This is a genomic window from Microbacterium sp. B19 (assembly GCF_000333395.1).
Lineage (GTDB): Bacteria > Actinomycetota > Actinomycetes > Actinomycetales > Microbacteriaceae > Microbacterium.
In genome coordinates, this window is sequence record NZ_BADA01000195.1 from 1 (window position 1) to 19756 (window position 19756).

Sequence of the window (19756 nt, forward strand, 5' to 3'; positions counted from 1 at the left end):
GCGAACTACATCGCGCCCTTCAACGAACCGAAGTTCTGGGACGGCCTGGCCGGCGTCTCGCTCTTCCTCGTCGTGCAGGTGCCGATCATGCTCCTGCTCGCCCTGGCGGCCGCGCTCGCGATCGACAGCGCGCGGCTCCACGCCGCGGGCTTCTACCGCATCGTCATCTTCCTGCCGTACGCCGTCCCCGCCGTCGTCGCAGTGCTCATGTGGGGCTACATCTACGGCGACCAGTTCGGCCTCACGCGCAACCTCAACGACCTGCTCGGCGGCACGTTCGTCCAGCCGTTCCTTCCCGAATGGATGCTGCTGTCGATCGGCAACATCGTCACGTGGCAGTTCGTCGGCTACAACATGCTGATCTTCTACTCGTCGCTGAAGACGATTCCCGGCGAGCTGTACGAAGCGGCATCCATCGACGGTGCCGGCGCCTGGCGGACGATCTTCTCGATCAAGATCCCGGCCGTGCGCGGCGCCGTCGTGATCGCGACGATCTTCTCGATCATCGGCAGCTTCCAGCTGTTCAACGAGCCGAACATCCTCAAGCCCCTGGCCCCGAACACATGACGGCAAGGCCTACATCTCCTACTCGTCGGAGGAGAACTACTCGCTGTACGTCGCCGAGCTCGACGACTCGTTCACGAACGTCACCCACACGACCGATCGCGACACCCTCGACGTGAATCAGTACTCGGAGGACGGCCGATTCCCGTACGTGTTCGCCGACGGCAGCGCGGGGGCCCCGGTGCGCGGCGAGGACTTCCAGATCGTGAAGGAGTGCGGCCACCTCGAAGCTCCTGCCATCTTCGAACGCGACGGCACGTACACCGTGATCGCCTCGGGCGCGACCGGCTGGGCACCGAACCCGCAGACGTACTACACGGCGAAGGACCTGATGGCGACGTGGATCCGTGGCGTCCAGGCGGGCGACGCGAACGAGACCATGAACTACGCGAGCATCCCCGACGGCGGCGACGGGCTGCTCTCGGTCGGCGACACGAACCGGTCGACGTTCGGCTCGCAGACGACGAACGTGTTCGAGATCGAGCCGGGCAAGTTCGTCTACATGGGCGACCGCTGGAACGAGGGTCAGTCGGACTCGACCTACGTCTGGCTGCCCCTGACGATCGGGGAGAACGGTCGTCTCGAGATGCACAACCCCGCCGCCGAGGACCCCGCGCGCTACGGCGACGGCTGGGACACCTCCTACTGGGACGACAAGGGCTTCGGCCACGGCACCTGGTCGCTCACCCCGAACGCGGTGCCCGAGACCGTCCGGCGCGGAACCGCCCCGAACCTGCCCGCGACGGTGAACGTCGACTCGGACGGCACGGTCGGGCCGGTGGCCGTGACCTGGTCGACGCTCGACACCAGCGTCCTCGGACCGCAGACCGTGACCGGCACCCTGGCCTCCGACGCCCACTTCACCGCCGGGCGCACCTTCCAGCGGACCGTCACGGTGACCGCTCCCGGTCTCGCCGACATCGCCCCCGAGGCGACGGTCACGGCATCCAGCCGCAACACCCTCGTCGGCACGATCGTCGACGGCAACCCCACGGGCAAGGGATGGGACGACTGGACCGGCAACGGATACCCGCGTGACAGCTGGCTCGCATTCGACTGGGGCACGGTCCGCACGTTCGACTCGATCGTCGTGCACACCTACAAGGACGGCCCCACGGCGACCTGGCCCTCGCGGATCCAGGCACAGTACCGCGACGCGTCCGGCGCGTGGGTCGACACCGAGGTCGGCGCGACACTCGCTCAGGATGCCTCGAGCCCCGCGCCCGTGGCCGTCATCGACGCGCGATCGCTCCCGGCCTCCAGCGCACTGCGGCTGCGACTGACCAGCGAGGCGAACACGTGGCAGTCGATCGCCGAGGTCGACGTGTGGGGGAACGCCTCGGCGCCGAACGTCTGCCGTGGGGGCGACGCCACGGTGTCGGCATCCTTCCACCAGACGAAGTGGGCCACGATGCCCGCCGGGAACGCGTGCGACGGGAAGCAGAACACGCAATGGTCGACCTGGACGGACGCCGGATTCCAGGACACCGCGACCTTCACGGTCGAGACGATGGAGATCCACCGCCTCGACCGCGTGTCGTTCACCAACACCGAGGGCACGGTGACCGGCGTCACGGCGGAGTACCGCACCCCGGCGGGTGAATGGAAGCCGGTGGAGCCCACCGGAGACGCCCCGACGGTGACCAATGGCGCCGAGACGACCCTGTCCTTCACGAAGGTGCTCGCCACGGGCGTCCGCCTCACCTTCGCCACGCCGGGTTCGTACCTCAAGATCCCCGAGATCGTGGTGCCCAAGGCCGGCGGCATCGCCGCGATCACGCCGATGCCGACCGCCGAGCCCAACGCGGCCGGATGGTTCGACGCCCCGGTGACGGTACAGCTCTCGCACGACGGTGGCGCCGACGTCGTCGTGCAGCACCGCATCGACGACGGCGAGTGGGTCGACGGCACCGATTTCATCGTCGACACCGACGGTGCGCATACGGTCGCGTACCGCGCGCTCGTCGACGAGATCGAGCAGGAGGACGTCTCCAGCTCGCTGACCGTGCGCATCGACACGGTCGCACCGGTCACGACGGCGACCACCGGTTCCGCCTCCGACGCGCTGCGCACTCTGGCGCTGCCTGCGGCGGCCGCGACCATACCGAGCACCGGGACCGCGACGTTCACGGCGAGGGATGCCACCTCGGGCGTCGAGCGCACCGAGTACTCGCGGGACGGCGGGCTGACCTGGATCACCGGGTCGGCGGTCACGGTGACGGATGCCGGCTCCCACGACGTGCAATACCGCTCCGTCGACGTGGCCGGGAACGTCGAGGGCGCGCGGACGGTCACCCTCCGAGTGGACGAGGGCGGCACGGACCCGGGCACGGATCCCGGCACGGACACCGGGACCGGGACCGGCGACGGATCGGGCACGGTCCCGGTGACCTCGGAGACCACCCCGCGCACCGGCAGTCTCGCCGCGACCGGAACGGAGCTTCCGATCGCCCCGGGCATGGTGGGGCTGCTCGCCCTCGCCGTGGGCGCACTGCTCACGGCGCGGCGACGCCGGGCCTGATCCGCGAACGCGACAGGGGGTGTGCCGTCCTGCGGCACACCCCCTGGATCATTCGGTGACGGTCACCCGATGGACCACACCTGCACGGCCGCACCGGCCGGGGTCTGCTGCACGAGCAGGGCCCCGTTCGTCGCGCTCGCAGCCGAGAGCAGGAGACCGGACGACGCCGACCGGATCGTGTACCCCGCACCTGCGGTCTCGACGATCCAGCGCTGGTTCGCTGTGGTGGAGCAGGTCCACTGGATGATCTTGCCGCCGGCCGCCGTCGAGTTGTCGGCGACGTCGAGGCAGAGGTTCGACTCCCGCCCCTTGATCTGGTAGCTGCCGTCTGCGTTGCGGGTGAACGCGAACGACTGGTTCAGGCCGCCGGACGGGCTCCACAGCGCGAGCTGCTTCCCGGTCGTCGTGCTGTGGTCGGGGACGTCCACGGCCTTGCCACCGGAGGTGATCGTGCGGTTGCCGCTGAGATCCGCGGACACCGGCGCGGTCCCGACCGCGGTGAGCGTCAGCGCCTGCTGCGCGGCGGTGCGGCCGGCGCCCACGGTCGAGCCCGAGGCATCCGTCCAGGCCCGCACGGGTGCGGTCTCCGCGGTGCGGGAGGCCGTCGAGGTGAGGTTGAGCGCGAGGCCGCTGTAGCGGTTGATGAGCCGCAGGGCACCGGTGGGCTGGTTGGTGCTCGCCGAGCGCTCACGCACCACCCACCATTGCTGGCCGACCGCGCCGGACGCGCCGACGGGCAGCGTCGTCGTGGGCACGGTCCCCCACGCGCGCGTGGAGGTCGCCGCCGCCGAGACTCCGAGGCGGGTACCGCTGGCCGCGTTCGCGATCGTGTACGACCCGTCGCCCACCGCGGTGAAGTACCACTCGGTGCCAGCCGTGGTCCCCGACGCCACCGAAACGGCCGTGGCCCCCGCGGCGTCCTGGCTCAGCAGGCGTCCACCCGCTCCCGCGATGCGATAGGTCTTCGACGTGTCGATCGGAGCATCCGCCCCCGCCGACGACGAGATCGACACCGGCACGTATTGGCTGCCGCTCCCGCTCTGGCACGAGATGTAGCAGTAGGAGCGGAAGTCCTTGCCGATGATCAGGTTGCTCGTCTTGTTCGCGGGGTCGAGGAAGAAGCGGTACCAGCTCGACGTCGTGTACGACCCGGTGTCGCCGAGCAGCGTCCACTTCTGCGTCGTGAGGTCGGTGGTGCCGTAGAACTGCTGCGGCGCGTTTCCGCTCTGGTCGACGGCCTGGGGTTCGCCGATGTACATGCCGAGGTACGCGCTCCACGCGATGTCCATCACGAACAGGGGCGAGGTCGGGGCCAGCGTGCCGGCGGCGATCTGCTGTGCGGACGTCCCCGTCGCGCTCGGCTTGTACTCCAGCGCCGTGGGCAGGTAGCCGGTCTGGTCCGAGGACGTCACGGGGGTCAGGCTGCTCTCGCGGCCCCCCACGCCCGGCTCGGTCCAGGCGCCGTTGTACCACTTGCGCCACGAACTCGGCGCCATCTTGTCGGCGATGGGAGCCCGCGCGACGTGCGACTGGAACGACGTCCATCCGCCGGTCTTGTTGATCACGCGCGAGCCGTAATAGACGTAGAAGTAGCCGCTGGCGGCATCGACGAAGAGGCGCTGGTCGCCGTCGCCGTAGTAGTACGTCTGGTTCGGGAAGGCGGTGGAGTCTCCCCGCGTCGTGCTGAAGGGCGAGGTCAGCGCGTGGTCGCGGATCGTCCACGTCTTGCCCTGTCGGAGGACACCGCGTAGTCGATGGCGTCGAAGTGCGAGCCGTCGCCGAACGGGCTCCCGGTGAACTCGTTGTGGACGAGGCCGTACCAGTCGCCGCTGTCGGGGTCGACCCAGACGCCGGCGAGGTCGCAGAAGTTCTTCTGGGAGTAGGAGTCGCCCGCGACATCGGTGGCGGTGACACCTGTCGGGCTGTTGTTGCACCGCCAGGTCGTGTCGTTGTTGCGATCGAGGCTGTTCGTCGGGTTGACGGCATCGCTGATCGCGGTGGATCGGGTCGCGGTCTCAAGATTGGTACCGGTATAGAAGTCCCACTTGCGGACTTCGTCGGCGCCATAGAGGGCGGCGGACTGCTGGTGGTAGTACGTGCCGTCCTTGTCGATGTAGGGATAGGCGGGCGTGTCCGTCGCCGCGGGCCCGGACGCGGGCGTGCCGACCGTGACGGTGAAGGTGGGACCGCCGACGAGCGCCGCCTGGGCGCCGGTGGCGGAGAGCGCGGCGGCGACGACGGCGGCGAGGCCCGTCGTCGCGACCATGAGGGAAACCCTGCGAGGGGGGTGAGGCACCGTTTCGGCTCCTTTGCTCGGTCGGCACCCGCGGTGCCGATCCGCCCCGATGGCGGATGGCGACACGGTATTGAGCATTCCGGTATTAGCGCAAGTGATCTTTTTAGGCTTTAATGATCACTAACGATCATTTACCCTCGAAGCGGACCCGCCCATGACCCTCGCCCCCACGCTCCACTGGTCGAGCAATCGGTTCTGGCGGAACGGCGTCCCGACGCGGGTCGTGGCCGGGTCGATGCACTACTTCCGGGTCCACCCCGAGCAGTGGGCAGACCGGCTGCAGCGTCTCTCGGACCTCGGGGTGACCTCGGTCGACACGTACGTCGCGTGGAACTTCCACCAGCCGTCCGCCGCGGCGGAACCCGACTTCTCGGGCTGGCGCGACATCGAGCACTTCCTGTCACTCGCGGCATCCGCGGGACTGGACGCGATCGTGCGCCCGGGCCCGTACATCTGCGCCGAGTGGAACAACGGCGGCTACCCCGTGTGGTTCACCGCGGGCGTCCGCGGCCTGCGGACCGCCCGGCCCGACTACCTCGATGAGGTCGCACGGTGGTTCGACGTGCTCCTGCCGCGGCTCCTCCCCCTCCAGGCCACCCACGGCGGCCCGATCATCGCCTTCCAGGCGGAGAACGAATTCGGCAGTTACGGCGACGATCCGCACGCGGTGGCCGTCATCGCGACCCTCCTGCGGGAGCGTGGGGTGACGGAGCTGATCTCGCCGACGGGCCCACGCCGGGCATGCTCGGTGCGGGCGCCGTCGATGGCATCCTCTCCGCCCTCACCCTCGGGTCGCGGGCCGACGAGGCGCGCCGGCTCGCGCGGACCCGTCGACCAGAGGAGCCCTTCTTCGCCGCCGAATACTGGAGCGGATGGTTCGACCATTGGGGGGAGAAGCACCACGTCCGATCGCCGGAGAGTGCCGCCAGCACATTGACGGAGATCCTGTCCGACGGCGGCAGCGTCAGCATCTACATGGCGCATGGCGGCACGAACTTCGGAACGTGGGCGGGCGCGAACGTCGTCGATGGAACGCTCGCCCCCACCGTCACGAGCTACGACTCCGACGCCCCCATCGCCGAGGACGGCAGGCTCACCGCGAAGTTCCACGCCGTGCGCGAGGTGCTGGGCGCGCGCCGCGAGGTCGCCTCGGTCGACCCGACGTTCCTCCCGCCGACCGAGGTCTCGCTCGCACAGGTCGCCGGCACCCTCGCGACGGCGCGGGCGCTCGCGGGCGAGCCCGTCTTTGCCGGCGCGCTGCTGTCGTTCGACGACGCCGGGCTGCCGGGCGCACTCGGACTCTACGAAGCCGACGTGCACACCAGCGAAGAAGACTGGATCCTCACGGTGACGCGGATCGCTGACCGCGGCTCGGTGTACCTGGACGGCATCCACGTCGGAGACGTCGACGGCGGCGGAACGCTGGCGATCTCGACGCGGCCCGGCGCACATCGCCTCAGCATCCTCGTGGAGAACATCGGGCGCGTGAACTACGGTCCGATGATCGGTGCCGCCAAGGGCCTGCTCGGCCCCGTCCTCGTGGACCGCCGGCAGGTCCAAAGATGGGACTTGCGCGAGGTGCGCATCGAGGAAGCGGATGCCGTCGCCCTGGCATCCGTATCGCACGAACGTCCCGACCGCTCGGGCCTGGCCACCACGACGCTCACGGTGGAGACCCCCGCCGACGCGCATATGCGCATCCCCGGAGCGCGGCGGGCGCTCGTGTGGGTCAACGATCTCTTCCTCGGCCGCCTGGACGAGCGTGGCCCCCAGCGCACCTTGTACGTCCCCGCCCCGGCGTTCCGCGCCGGTCTCAACACCGTCGCGGTGTGGGATCTCGTGGGCCATCCGAACACGATCGTCCTCTCCCCGGAAGCCGAACTCGGCCCGCCCGAGGAGTACATCGAGACCTTCTGACGTCCGCTGGCCCCCGGCTCCGCGCACTCCATCGAAAGGACACCATGACCGCCACATTCGTCGAAGAGGAGATCTCTTCGCAGCCCCGCCTCTGGCGCCACGTCGCCGATCTGGCGCCACGGTTCGCCTCCGCGCTTCCTACGCGCGGCGAGCGTGTCGCCGTCGTCGGCTGCGGCACGAGCTGGTTCATCGCCCAGAGCTACGCGCGCCTGCGCGAAGCGGGGGGACACGGGTGGACCGATGCGTTCGCGGCCTCCGAGTTCCCCGACGACCGCTCCTACGACCGTGTCATCGCGATCTCGCGCTCGGGAACCACGACCGAGGTCATCGACCTCCTGCGTCGCACGACGACGCCGACGACGCTCCTCACTGCGGTCATCGCCACGCCGGGTGCCGAAGCGGCGGACCAGACCATCGACCTCGGTTTCGCGGACGAACGCTCTGTCGTTCAGACCCGCTTCGCCACCACCGTGCTGATGCTGCTGCGCGCCCACCTCGGCGAGGACCTCACCGGGGCGATCGCGGATGCCGAGACGGCGCTCCACCTCGACCTCGCCGACCTCGTCGGCGCCGAGCAGGTCACGTTCCTGGGTCAGGACTGGACCGTCGGCCTCGCTGACGAAGCGGCCCTCAAGACCCGCGAGGCCGCCCAGTTCTGGGCCGAGTCCTACCCCGCGATGGACTATCGGCACGGTCCTCTCGCGATCGCGCAGCCGGGTCGTCTCGTGTGGGCCTTCGGGGCCGTGCCCGCCGGCCTCGCGGACGAGATCGCGACCACCGGTGCGACGTTCGTCTGGCATCCCCTCGACCCCGTCGCCGCGCTCGTCGTGGCGCAGCGCTTCGCGGTCGCACTCGCTCACGGTCGAGGCCTCGACCCCGACCGGCCGCGATCCTTGACCCGCTCGGTCGTGCTCGCCTCCGCGGAATGAACGAGTCCGTCCTGGGACCCGGGCCCGCCGTCGCGGCGGTCGATATCGGCGGCACGGCGATCAAGCTCACCGTCGTGGACTCCGACGGACGGCCGGGTCCCGTGCTGCGCATCCCCACGCCGCGGGCGGAGCCGGAGCAGGTCGCGCACGCGGTGCTCCGCTCCGCGGCGGACGGACTGCGCACCCTCGCGGGCTCTGCGGCGGTGACCGCGGTGGGGATCGGAGCCCCCGGCGTGGTCGATGACGAGGGTCATGCCGTCTTCTCGGAGAACCTGGGGTGGCGCGACGTGCCCCTCGCCCGGCTCGCCGGAGATCAACTCGCGCTTCCGGTGACGGTGGTGCACGACGTCCGGGCCGCGGGCGAGGCCGAGCGACGGCTCGGAGCGGGACGCGGTCTCACCGACGTGGCCGTCGTCGCGGTGGGCACCGGCATCGCCTCGGCCGTGTTCCTCGGGGGCGCTGCGCACACCGCGGGTGGGTACGCCGGCGAGATCGGCCACGCGGTCGTGCGCCCGGGCGGCGAACCCTGCGCGTGCGGCAACCGTGGATGCCTCGAGGCCACGGCGTCCTCGGCCGCCCTCGCGCGACGGTACACGGCACGGACGGGCACACCCGTCTCCGGCTCGGCGGACGTCCTGCGTCGCGCGCGGCAGGGCGACCCGGTGGCGGTCGAGCTGTGGGATGACGCCGTCGACGCCCTGGCACTTGGCTTGTCGCACGTCGCGGCGCTCCTCGCTCCCGAGGCGATCATCGTCGGGGGCGGCCTCGCGCAGGCGGGAGACGACCTGTTCATTCCGCTGCAGCGGCGGTTGAACGACTATCACCGCCTCCGCCCGGTGCCCCTCCTGCCGGCCCGGCTCGGGGAGGACGCGGGAGTTCTCGGCGCGGCGCTGGCCGCCCGGGACGCGGGAGGACGGGCGTGATCGTCACGGCGACGCCGAACCCCGCGGTCGACGTCACCCTGTCCGTACGCGGTCTCGACCGCGGCGGGTCCCAGAGCGTGTCCCCGGCGCATCAGCGGCTCGGCGGTAAGGCCGTGAACGTTGCGCGGGTCGCCGCGCAGCAGGGCGTGGAGGCGACGGCTGTGCTCCTCGGAACCGTCCCCGACCACCTCCACGCGGAGAGCATCCCTGGCGTCGGACTGATCGTGGTGCCCACGCGGACCGGCATCCGGTCAACATATGCCGTCGCAGAAGCAGACACAGGCACGGTGACGATGCTGAACGAGACAGGTGAGCCGCGCCTTCCCGGCGAGTGGGAGTCGTTCGTGGATGCCGTCGCCCGAGCGCGCGAGTCCGCCTCCTGCCTCGTGGTGTCCGGTTCGCTGCCTCCCGGCTCGGACCTGGATCACCTGCGCGCACTCGTCGGTGATGCGCGGGCTGCGGGAGTGCCCGTGATCGCGGATCTCGTCGGCGACGCCCTGTGGGCCGCGGCCGAGGCCGGCGCCGACGTCATCAAACCCAACCGCACGGAACTGCACCGCACGGTCGGGTACGACGACCCCGAAGCCGGTGCCCGGGCGCTGCAGGAGCACGGCGCGGGGATGGTGATCGTCTCGCTGGGCGAGGACGGTCTGATCGTCGTCCCACCCGCAGCCCCGCCTGTCCATGCGGCCCTGGACCGCGCCTTGCGGGGCAACCCGACGGGGGCGGGCGACGCGGCCGTGGCCTCCGTCGCCGCCCGGATCGATCGCGGCGACCGGCTCGACGCGATCGGCGTCGCCACCGCCGCAGTGGCATGGTCCGCGGCCGCCGTCCTCTCCCCCGTCGCCGGCAGCCTCGACGACAGCCTCCCCGATCTCGTCGCGCGCGTCCGCGTCCGATGAACCCGATACAGCCGAAGGACACAGAATGCCCTGCGAGCCCACCGCCACCCTGCTCTCCCGGGCAGCACGAACCCGAAGCGCCGTCGGCGCGTTCAACATCGTCCACCTCGAGACGGCCGAGGGCCTCGCCCGAGCGGCCGAAGCGGCCCACTCCCCGCTGATCCTCCAGATCTCCGAGAACTGCGTCGCCTTCCACGGCGGGCTGGAGCCGCTGGCGCGCGCCACCGCGGCCATCGCCGCGCGGTCCTCCGCACCGCTCGCGCTGCACCTCGACCATGCGGAGGACATCGATCTCGCCCTCGAGGCAGTGGACCTCGGCTTCGGCTCCGTGATGTACGACGGAGCCAAGCTGGCCTACACAGAGAACGTGGCGAACACCCGGCGCGTCGTCGACTACGCGCATGCGGCAGGCACCATCGTCGAAGCGGAACTCGGCGAGATCGGCGGCAAGGACGGCGCCCACGCCCCCGGGGTCCGTACCGATCCCGACGAGGCCGAACGATTCGTCGAGGAGACCGGCGTCGACGCCCTGGCCGTCGCGGTGGGCTCCTCCCACGCCATGACGGATCGCAGTGCGACCCTCGACTTCGCTCTGATCGAGCGGTTGCGAGACGCAGTACCGGTCCCCCTGGTCCTCCACGGCTCGTCGGGGGTCTCCGACCGCGATCTGCAGACGGCAGTGGCTTCCGGCATCGCCAAGGTCAACGTCTCCACCCACCTCACGAACGTCTTCACACGGCGCGTGCGCGAGACCCTGGCATCCGATGTCCGACTGGTCGATTCGCGCAAGTACATCGCGCCGGCACGGGATGCCATGTCGATGGAAGCCGCCCGCCTTCTCCGCGTGCTGTCGGGCGCGCCCCTAGACTGACCAGCGACCTGGACGGCCCGTGACCACGGACCGTCGGGCGCGGGAGGGAATGTCGATGGAGCGCGAGCGCCGACTGTCCGACCTCGTGGACTACATCGTCGAACGGGGCAGCGTGCGTCTCGAGGAAGTCCTCGAGCGGTTCGACGTGTCGCCGGCGACGGCTCGCCGCGATCTCGACGCCCTCGCCGACCAGCAGCTCGTCACCCGCACGCGCGGCGGCGCGATCGCCAATGGCTCCTCGGGTGACGTGCCGCTGCGGTATCGGACCGTTCGTCAGGGGCGGCAGAAGGGGGCGATCAGCCTCGCCGTCGCGGACTCCATCGAGCCGGGAAGCGTGATCGCCTTCAACGGCGGAACGACCACCACCATGGCCGCCTACGAAGTGGGCGTGCGGTCATCGGCGGACGAGGCCCTGAGCCACGCTCCCCTGACCGTGGTCACGAACGCGATCAACATCGCCAACGACCTCATCGTCCGCCCTCAGCTGCGTGTCGTCGTGCTCGGCGGAGCCGCGCGGATGCGGTCCTACGAGCTGATCGGCCCGCTCGCGTCGCTGATCCTTCCCGCCATCTCGATCGACACGCTCTATCTCGGTGTCAGCGCGATCGACCTGGACCGCGGCCTGTTCACGCACGACGAGGGCGAAGCCGCGGTCAACGCCGCACTCGTGGAGGCCGCACGCCGCGTCGTCGTGGTGGCCGACTCCACGAAACTCGCCTCCACCGCCTTCGCGCGGATCTGCGGTTTCGACGCTGTCGATGCGCTGATCACCGACGACGGGCTCAGCGACACTGACGCCGCGCGTCTCACACAGCTGGGCCTGGACGTGACACGCGCGGGAACTGCGCCCTCCTGATCCGCGGCGCCGCCCCTCAGCCCTTGACGGCGCCGGCGGCGAGGCCCGACTGCCAGAAGCGCTGCAGGCCGAAGAACAGGACGATCAGCGGCAGGACCCCGAGAAGAGCGCCCAGCATCACAGCGCCCTTGTCCGGCGCGAAGTAGGTCATCATCCCGTACAGCCCGAGGGTGACGGGTTTCAGTTCGGGCGACGACACCATGAGCAGGGGCAGGAGGAAGTTGTTCCAGGTCGCGACGAAGATGAAGAGGAATATCGTCACCATCGCGGGCGCGAGCAGGCGGAGGACGACCGTGAAGAAGGTGCGGACCTCGCTCGCCCCGTCGATGCGGGCGGCCTCGAGCAGCTCGTCCGGCACGGAGCTCTGGGCGTACACCATGCCGAGGAAGACCCCGAAGGGCGACACCGATGACGGGACGATGATGGCCCAGACCGTGTTCGTCAGGCCGAGCGCGTGGAATTCGAGGTAAAGGGGCACCGTCAGCAGGGCGATGGGCAGCAGAAGGCCGGCGAGGATGACGCCCACGGCGATCTTCTTGCCGGGAAAGTCGAACTTGGCGATCGCGTATCCGGCCATGACCGAGAGTAGCGTACCGGCCACTCCCGCGGCCGCCGAGTAGACGACCGAGTTGAGCACCCACCGCCAGAACAGGCCCTGGGTCCACTGCATCAAGCTGTCGTAGTTGGTGCCCAGGTTTCCGTCGGCGAACCAGAAACCGAAGCTCGAGGTGAGGTCGGCGTTGTTCTTGGTGGAGGCGATGACCAGCCAGAAGACCGGGAGCAGGAAGTACAGAGAACCGATCATGAGCGCGATCACACCGAGAGTGCGCGCGGTGGGTCCCGGCCGCAGCGCCGCGGGCACGGCATCCGCCTCCGCAGGGCGGCGTGCTCGAGGGCGTCGGGGAAGGACGAGCCGTGCGGTTTCCGTCGCGTCGACCGGGCGGGGAGAGGTGAGGGTCATCGGGAGGCCTTCCCGCGCTGAAGGAGCGCGTAGATCGCGGCGAGGACGCCCGCGACGATCGCCATGAGGAGGGACAGAGCGGATGCCGGGCCCTCACCGGACGGCGAGACCACGCCGACCAGCGAGTTGTAGGTCAGCATCATGGGGGTGTAGTCGGCGCCCATCCAGGGATTCACGGTCGCCAGGATCACGGGCTCGTTGAACAGCTGGATCGTGCCGATGATCGACAGCAGGACCGCCAGGAGAGCAGCCCCGCGGACCATGGGGATCTTGATGGACCATGCCGTGCGGAACCCGGTCGCCCCGTCGATGGTCGAGGCTTCGTAGAGCTCCCGCGGGATGGCCGAGAGAGCCGCGAGGAAGATGAGCATGTTGTAGCCGGTGTACGTCCAGGTCGTCATGTTCGCCATCGACAGGAGTACCGTCCCGGGTGCCATGAGGTCGGTGCCCTCCGGCAGGTAGCGGAGGAACGGCGACAGCGCCGGCGTGTACAGGTACACCCACACCATCGCCGCGATGATCCCCGGGATCGCGTACGGAAGGAAGAAGGCGAGGCGGAAGAACGCGATCCGGCGCACGATGAAGGCATCCAGGAGGAGCGCGAGGACCAGGGCGAGCGCGATCATCACGGGGATCTGGATGCCGGCATACAGCACGACTCGTCCGAGGCCCGCCCAGAACCGCTCGTTTGCGAGGGCGGCGGCGAAGTTCTCGAAGCCCGCGAAACGCTCGACCATGCCACCGCCGCCGTACAGCCCCGATCCGGCCGGGGCCTGGACGAAGAACGCCGACCGGATGGACACGATGATCGGCACGACGAAGACCGCCACGAAGAGCAGCGCGAAGGGTGCCAGGAAGCCCCATCCTGTGACGGCTGCCCGGCGGGCGGCTCGGCCGCGACGGGGCTTGACGGTTCGGTCCGCGGAGCTCGGCCCGGGATGCGCAGGCTCGCCGGTCGCAGCGGCGGCGCGGGGAAGTGTGCTGGTCATCGACATCTCTTCCAGAACGGGCCGTCGGCCGCTGGGCGGTCGCCCCGGCCGACGGCGGAATCACTTCGCGACGGGCAGTCCGAGGTTCTCGAGGGTGGAGACCGCGGTGGTCTGGGCGTTGTCGAAGACGTCGATCACCTTGCCGGATCCGTTCCCGGCTGCGGCCGCGACCTCGTTCATGCTCGACAGCGCCGGGAATCCCGGAATGTAGGCGAAGTCGGGGTTCAGGTTCTCGGTCGCCTTCGAGAGTTCGGCGGCGACGTCCTGGCCGCCGAACTGCGCGAGGGCCTTCGCGCTGGTCTTCGGCGTTCCCTTCGCCGCGACGACGAGTCCCTGCGAGGTGAGATCATCCACCTGAGTGTTCAGCCAGTCGGTGAACTCCATCGCCTGCTCGGGGTGGGCGCACCCCTTCATCACGGCCACACCGGATCCGCCGTCGGGGCCGGTCATCGCGCCGGCACCGAAGTCGGGGAGCTGAGCGACGCGCCATTGCCCCGCGGAGGGAGTGCCGTCGAGCGGGTCGAGCAGGAAGCCCGCCTCCCACGCCGCGCCGATGTGCCCGATGAGCTGGCCGTCCACGAGGGCCTTGGTGAACTCGTCGCTCCACCGCCCACCGACGAAGGCTTCCTTCTTGTCGAGGACGTCCTGCCACACAGCGGCGACCTTCTTCGATCCCGCTCCCGTGGTGTCCACCTTCCACTGGTCGTCGGCCGCACGGAACCACACGTCGCCCGAGGCGGCGGCCTGACCGGTGAGCCAGTTCTGCGCTTCGTCGGGAGTGAAGGCAACGGCGTACTTCCCCGCGGCGGCGGCCGTGGCCGCGACGGATTCGAGCTCGGCGGCCGTCGTGGGTGGCGTGATCCCGAGGCGCTCGAATTCGGCCGCGTTGTAGTAGTAGACCAGTGGCCCCACGTCCTGAGGCAGTCCGACGGTCGCGTTCCCCACCTTCATGCCCGCCAGCGCCCCGTCGGAGTAGTGGTCGGCGTAGCCCGCAGCCTCGCTGGAGACATCGGCGAGCAGACCCTTCGTGTAGAGCTGCGGCACCTCGCCGTAGCCGACCTGCGCGAGACACGGCGCCGTTCCCGCCTTGGCATCCGTCTCGAGCTTGAGGATCATCTCGGTGGACTTGCCGTCGAACTTCGTGGCATTGACCTGGATCTCGGGGTGTGAGGCGTTCCACTTGGCGACGATGTCCTTGACGAGCGTCATGCCCTCCCCGTCGGGAAGCCGGTGCAGGTAATCGATCGTCACGACGCCGCCGGCGTCGCCGCCGCCCGACGCGGAAGTTCCGGTCGATCCGCAAGCGGAGAGGGCGAGCGCGGCGACGCCGGTGAGGGCAACGGCCGCGATACGTGTCGCGCGGGGGTGGAAGATCACGGGGACTCCTCGATGAGCGTGGGCCGCGGTCGCGGCGCAGGGTGAGCTGGTGATGACACCTTACGACGCGTTTGAGCGGTTTTCAATCACAGTCGATCATTTTCTTGCAGCCAGGTTCCGCCCCGCATGACGCGCCGACCCCCACCGTCGAGGGAGAGGACGAGGTCGGCCGGCGCCCCGGGGGTCAACGGCGCCGGGCGTCCGAGCACCCGCGATGCTGTGGCCGAGGAGACGGCCGTCACCTCGTCGACGGACGGAGCGAACGACGAGGCGAACCGCTCGACCGCGACGCCGAGCGACGTGGTGCTGCCGGCCAGGGACCCGTCGATCACCGCACGCGCGATCCCCCCGGCCACCTCGACGTCCGAACCCGCCACTCGGTAGCGACCGTCGGCGCATCCGGTGGCCGCCATCGCGTCCGACACCAGCGCGAGCCGGCCCGGAGCCAGGCGTCGGACCAGCTCGACCATCTCATCCGCGACGTGATGACCGTCGAGGATGAGTTCCAGAACGACACGCTCATCGGCGAGCGCCACGGCGAGCGGTCCCGGGTCACGGTGGTGAAGGGGCCGCATGCCGTTGAAGGCGTGTGTCACCAGGCGCACCCCGGCCTCGATCGCGACCCGCATCTGATCGGCCGAGGCATCGGTGTGGCCCGCCGCAGCGACCGCTCCCGCCGCGACGACGTCAGCGATGACATCGCTCGCACCCGGCAGCTCGGGGGCGAGCGTGACGATCCGCACGGCCCCTTCTCCCGCGTCCAGTAGATCGCCGAGCTCGGCGCGCTGCGGGAGGCGCAGCAGCGACGGCGCGTGGGCGCCGCGGCGCCGCTCCGAGAGATACGGACCTTCGAGATGGATGCCGGCGAGCACCCCCTCGGCCACGAGACCGCGCAGCCGCACGATGGCGGCCCGCATCGCGTCCAGCGGTGCGGTCGCGATGGAGGCGACGACCGACGTGGCCCCCCGGGCGAGGTGGAAACCGGCCGCCGCACGCGCCTCGTCGACGGAGCACGAGCCGAAATCGAAGCCGAGCGCGCCGTGGCAGTGGAGGTCGACGAATCCCGGCAGGACCCGATCCGCGCGCACGACGTCGCCCGTTCCGTCGTCGTCGACGACGATCGCATCCTGAACGGCGATTCGCCGGCCGGCCGGCGTGGCATGGGCGTCGATGACGTAGCGGCTCATGACGGACTCCGAGGTGGTGGGGGGCACGGGCGCGGGCGCGTCGAGTCTAGGGGCGTCGCAGAAGACCACCCCCCGCCTGACCGAGAATGGATGCCGTGCGCGCGATGATCATGGATGCCCTGGCCGAACCGCTCGAGGTCCGGGAGGTCCCCGCGCCGACCGCCCCGGCGGGCGGGGTGGTCGTCGAGGTGCACGCGACCGGGCTGTGCAAGAGCGACTGGCACGCGTGGGTCGGCCATGACGACGTCGCAATCCCCCACGTTCCGGGGCACGAGCTCGCCGGCGTCATCGCCGAGATCGGTGCGGGGGTGCACGACTGGAGCGTCGGCGACCGCGTGACGGTGCCCTTCGTCATGGGATGCGGCGAGTGCGAGTGGTGCCGCAGCGGCAACGCGCAGGTGTGCCCGCGCCAGGAGCAGCCCGGCTTCACGCAGTGGGGCTCGTTCGCCGAACGCGTCGTCGTGCGGGCGGCCGACACCAACCTCGTCGCGGTCCCGGACGGGGTGTCGTTCGAGGCGGCGGCGGCGCTCGGATGCCGCTTCGCCACCGCCTACCGCGCCCTCACCGGCCGCGCGCGCGTGCGTGCCGGCGAGTGGGTCACGGTCGTCGGGGCCGGGGGCGTGGGGTTGAGCACCGTGATGATCGGCGCCGCCCTGGGCGCCCGCGTGATCGCCGTCGACCGGACGCCCGCGGCACTCGAAGTTGCCCGACGCCTCGGCGCGGAGCACACGATCCTCGCCGACGGCGCCGATGTCCCGGCATCCGTCTCCGCCCTCACCGACGGCGGAAGCCACGTCTCGATCGACGCGGTCGGCAGCGCGCAGACGGCGCGCGACGCCGTGCTGAGCCTGCGCCGGCGCGGTCGGCACGTGCAGATCGGACTGCTCCCTACCGACGACGGGATGACGCCGATGCCGATGGCCCGCGCGATCGCGTGGGAGCTCGACCTCCTCGGCAGCCACGGCATGGCGGCCGCGGACTACCCCGAGATGCTCGACCTCATCGCGCGCGGAGTGCTGCGCCCGCAGGACCTCGTCGAGCGGGTCGTCGGGCTCGGCGAAGCCGCCGAGATGCTGCCGCGCATGGACACCGCGGCCCCGGCGGGCATGACGATGATCGACCCGCGGCGGGTCTGACCCGGGCGGGCCTCAGGCGCGCGGAGCCTCGGGACCGTCGTTCGTCTCGGGGGTCGCGGGCGGTTCGTCCTCCTGCGGGACGAGCAGCGGCCGGTCGATCTGCTTCGTGACCTGGGCGGGGTCGACGGCGAGCAGCAGGAGCGCGAGGCTCACGAGCACGACGATGAAGGTGACGCCGGCGGCGATGAGGCCGATGATGAGCGCGCGCTGCACCTCGTCGGCGGGGAGGTTCTGGAAGACGCCCAGAGAGACCGCCGTCACACCGCCCGCGAAGACGGCGGCGATGAAGGCCAGCCCGAGCAGCTGGACGGGCTTCATGAGGTCGCGGCGGGTGGGCTTGTCGTTCATGATGCGGCCTCCTCGGCCGAGGCGGCCGGAACCGGTTCGGGGCGGCGGGGCGAGAACCCGGCGATCGCCAGATAGACCGCCACGATGGCGGCGTATCCGCCGAAGATACCCACGGCGATGGTGATTCCGGTGAGAGTGAAGGTTCCGGCACCCTCGATCGAGTAGTCGTACGAGAAACCCGGGCTCGTCAGCAGGAACCCCACGGCGAGGATGAGCGTGAGCACGCCGATCGTGAGTCCGTCCCGGGCGAGGGATGCCGAGCGCCCGGCGCGGCGATCGCGCACGGCGCCGATGATCTCGACGGCACCCGAGACCACCGCCCACACGATGACCAGGACGAAGAAGAACCCCGTGGTCCGCCAGGCGCCGATGCTCGCCGCGAGACCGGCGATCCCGGTGACGACCGCGAGGACCAGCGGCGTGGCGCGCTGCCCGCTCGGGTACACGAGCCACACCGACAGGACGAGCACCAGGGCGGTCGCGAGCGCGAACCCGCTGAAGACGCTCGACCCGACGACCGCGGAGTGATCCGACGAGAACGTGACCATGACCGCCGCGAGGGCGGCGAAGAGCGCGCGCGCCAGTTGGACGTGGCGCACGTCGAAGGAGCGCGCGGCAGGAGGAGTGGTCACGGAGGGTCCCGGAGAGACGGAGTCGATGGCATCCAGTCTATTCCCCGGCGGCTGGGCGCCTTCCGTGTGCACCGACGTCGAGATATCGCGGGCGCCGCTGCCTCCGCGCCCGGCGCTGGCTCAGCGATCCGCGCAACCTCAGCGATCCGCGCAACCTCAGCCCGGGAGGCCGGAGGCCGACTGAGATTGCGCGAATCACCTACCGGCCGCAGCCCGACCGACCGCAGCCCGACCCGGCCCCAGCCCACCCGGCCTCAGCCCGCGGGGGTCGCGACGTCTTCCTTCTCGGCCAGGGTGCGGGCGACGGCCTCGGCGACGCGCGCGTCCTCGGCCTCCTGCCGGCGGCGACGGCGCGTGCGCAGCCAGCGCGGGCCGAACACCGCGCCCACGACGACGAGCAGCACCACGACGAGGATCGGCCACGGCACGGCCCAGCCCATCGCCGACGCGGTCACCGTGTCGAGGTCGGTCGTCGAGCCCGAGGCATCCGTCACGGTCGGGATGGCGGTGACCGAGGCCCACACCAGGCCCATCGCGGCGACCGCGGGCACGCGCACGTCGCGCTGCCACGACTCGCCGGGGAGCAGCACCGGGGCGGCTTCGCCGGGCGCGGCCTGGACCTCGCCCCAGCCGAAGATGCCCGCCACGGCGTCGGTGTCGTCGGCGGAGAGCGAGACGTTGCCGGTGTTGTGCAGGCTGTAGTGCACCGTCGCGTCGCCGAAGAGGAGAGGCACGAGGCCGCCGTCCCAGTCGACGCTCACGCCGTCGACCGACAGCGCCGGTGCGAGGTCGCCGCCGACCCGGATGCCGGTGCGGATGCCGAGGCGACGGTCGACGTTGACGTTCGCGGTCTGATCGGCGACGGTGAGCGAGGTCACGACGCCACCGGCGTAGTCGCCGGGGGTCGCGTCGGACGGGATGTCGACGGTGAAAGGCACCTCGACGGTCTGCCCCGCGGGCACCGAGACGTGGTGCTGCGGCACGACGATCCACTTGCCGACGCCGACGGGCGCCTCGGCGGCGAGGCGGAGGTCGAGCGTGCCGGTCGAGGTCGTGTAGCCGTCGGCGGCGTAGACGTCGAGTTCGACGGGCTCGGTGCCGCGGTTCGCGACGACGATGGCGTCGTCGAGGTGCGCGCCCGGGTTGAGCGTGTACGAGAAGTTCGTGCGGTCGGCGCCCAGCGAGTTCGACGCGGTGCGGACCGTCCAGGTGACGTCGTCGGTGGCCGCGGATGCCATCGAGGGCACGCCGACCAGAGCGGCGGCGGCGGCGAGGAGCGGCGCAAGGGTCGCGGCGAGGAGGCGGGGAGAGATGTTCATGAGGGTCCTTCGGGAAGGACCGGCGGGG

The 19756-nt window shown here is 70.6% G+C and carries 17 protein-coding genes and 2 pseudogenes; 10 read left to right on the forward strand and 9 right to left on the reverse strand.

The features are described from left to right. Window positions 1-622, forward strand: a pseudogene (locus I5G_RS25250) (ABC transporter permease subunit); the annotation flags it as partial. Window positions 623-679: 57 nt separating this feature from the next. Further along, window positions 680-3085 (forward strand): discoidin domain-containing protein, encoded by a 2406-nt coding sequence (locus I5G_RS21200; RefSeq protein WP_022878453.1) that lies wholly within the window; start codon window positions 680-682, stop codon window positions 3083-3085. A gap of 62 nt (window positions 3086-3147) precedes the next feature. Here I5G_RS21200 and I5G_RS21205 read toward each other — a convergent pair whose 3' ends face one another. Beyond that, window positions 3148-4650, reverse strand: a complete 1503-nt coding sequence (locus I5G_RS21205; protein ID WP_204365543.1) for an RICIN domain-containing protein — start codon at window positions 4648-4650, stop codon at window positions 3148-3150. Window positions 4651-4781: 131 nt separating this feature from the next. Then, a complete protein-coding gene (locus tag I5G_RS26170; RefSeq protein WP_204365544.1) occupies window positions 4782-5351 on the reverse strand; it encodes a hypothetical protein in 570 nt (189 codons plus the stop codon). Between the two features lie 265 nt (window positions 5352-5616). Here I5G_RS26170 and I5G_RS27220 point away from each other — a divergent pair. From I5G_RS27220 to I5G_RS07235, 7 genes and pseudogenes are all read left to right on the forward strand, one after another. Next, window positions 5617-6896: pseudogene (locus tag I5G_RS27220) on the forward strand (beta-galactosidase); the annotation flags it as partial. 177 nt (window positions 6897-7073) lie between these two features. After that, window positions 7074-7298, forward strand: coding sequence for a hypothetical protein (locus tag I5G_RS27225; protein ID WP_368844049.1), 225 nt, complete (start codon window positions 7074-7076; stop codon window positions 7296-7298). Between the two features lie 44 nt (window positions 7299-7342). Next, window positions 7343-8227 carry an SIS domain-containing protein gene (locus tag I5G_RS07215; protein WP_022878454.1) on the forward strand — a complete coding sequence of 295 codons (885 nt, stop codon included), beginning with the start codon at window positions 7343-7345 and terminating at the stop codon, window positions 8225-8227. Continuing rightward, window positions 8224-9150, forward strand: coding sequence for an ROK family protein (locus I5G_RS07220; protein ID WP_022878455.1), 927 nt, complete (start codon window positions 8224-8226; stop codon window positions 9148-9150). Before I5G_RS07215 ends, I5G_RS07220 begins: the two co-directional genes overlap by 4 nt. Next, window positions 9147-10052: a 1-phosphofructokinase family hexose kinase gene (locus I5G_RS07225; protein ID WP_026095727.1), complete on the forward strand. Its 906-nt coding sequence runs from the start codon at window positions 9147-9149 to the stop codon at window positions 10050-10052. The genes I5G_RS07220 and I5G_RS07225 overlap by 4 nt, the downstream gene beginning before the upstream one ends. A gap of 25 nt (window positions 10053-10077) precedes the next feature. Then, a complete protein-coding gene (locus I5G_RS07230) occupies window positions 10078-10923 on the forward strand; it encodes a class II fructose-bisphosphate aldolase (RefSeq protein ID WP_022878456.1) in 846 nt (281 codons plus the stop codon). 19 nt (window positions 10924-10942) lie between these two features. Beyond that, window positions 10943-11779: a DeoR/GlpR family DNA-binding transcription regulator gene (locus I5G_RS07235; RefSeq protein ID WP_239642511.1), complete on the forward strand. Its 837-nt coding sequence runs from the start codon at window positions 10943-10945 to the stop codon at window positions 11777-11779. Between the two features lie 16 nt (window positions 11780-11795). Here the strand turns inward: I5G_RS07235 and I5G_RS07240 are convergent, their stop codons facing one another. From I5G_RS07240 to I5G_RS21220, 4 genes are all read right to left on the reverse strand, one after another. Then, entirely contained in the window at window positions 11796-12740 is a 945-nt protein-coding gene (locus tag I5G_RS07240; protein WP_083896577.1) for a carbohydrate ABC transporter permease, read from the reverse strand. Next, on the reverse strand, window positions 12737-13729 hold the full coding sequence (locus I5G_RS21215; protein WP_083896578.1) for a carbohydrate ABC transporter permease: 993 nt from the start codon (window positions 13727-13729) through the stop codon (window positions 12737-12739). Before I5G_RS21215 ends, I5G_RS07240 begins: the two co-directional genes overlap by 4 nt. A gap of 60 nt (window positions 13730-13789) precedes the next feature. Further along, entirely contained in the window at window positions 13790-15106 is a 1317-nt protein-coding gene (locus I5G_RS07250) for an ABC transporter substrate-binding protein (protein WP_022878459.1), read from the reverse strand. 86 nt (window positions 15107-15192) lie between these two features. Then, entirely contained in the window at window positions 15193-16293 is a 1101-nt protein-coding gene (locus tag I5G_RS21220; protein WP_022878460.1) for an N-acetylglucosamine-6-phosphate deacetylase, read from the reverse strand. Window positions 16294-16388: 95 nt separating this feature from the next. Here I5G_RS21220 and I5G_RS07260 point away from each other — a divergent pair, with 95 nt between their 5' ends. Next, on the forward strand, window positions 16389-17429 hold the full coding sequence (locus I5G_RS07260) for an alcohol dehydrogenase catalytic domain-containing protein (RefSeq protein WP_026095731.1): 1041 nt from the start codon (window positions 16389-16391) through the stop codon (window positions 17427-17429). A 12-nt stretch (window positions 17430-17441) separates the two neighbouring features. On the opposite strand, the gene I5G_RS07265 is transcribed toward I5G_RS07260, so the two are convergent. From I5G_RS07265 to I5G_RS07275, 3 genes are all read right to left on the reverse strand, one after another. Continuing rightward, window positions 17442-17777 (reverse strand): hypothetical protein, encoded by a 336-nt coding sequence (locus I5G_RS07265; protein WP_022878462.1) that lies wholly within the window; start codon window positions 17775-17777, stop codon window positions 17442-17444. Beyond that, entirely contained in the window at window positions 17774-18409 is a 636-nt protein-coding gene (locus I5G_RS07270) for a hypothetical protein (RefSeq protein ID WP_022878463.1), read from the reverse strand. The genes I5G_RS07265 and I5G_RS07270 overlap by 4 nt, the downstream gene beginning before the upstream one ends. 254 nt (window positions 18410-18663) lie before the next feature. Then, window positions 18664-19728 (reverse strand): DUF916 domain-containing protein, encoded by a 1065-nt coding sequence (locus I5G_RS07275; protein WP_022878464.1) that lies wholly within the window; start codon window positions 19726-19728, stop codon window positions 18664-18666. Window positions 19729-19756 lie beyond the last annotated feature (28 nt).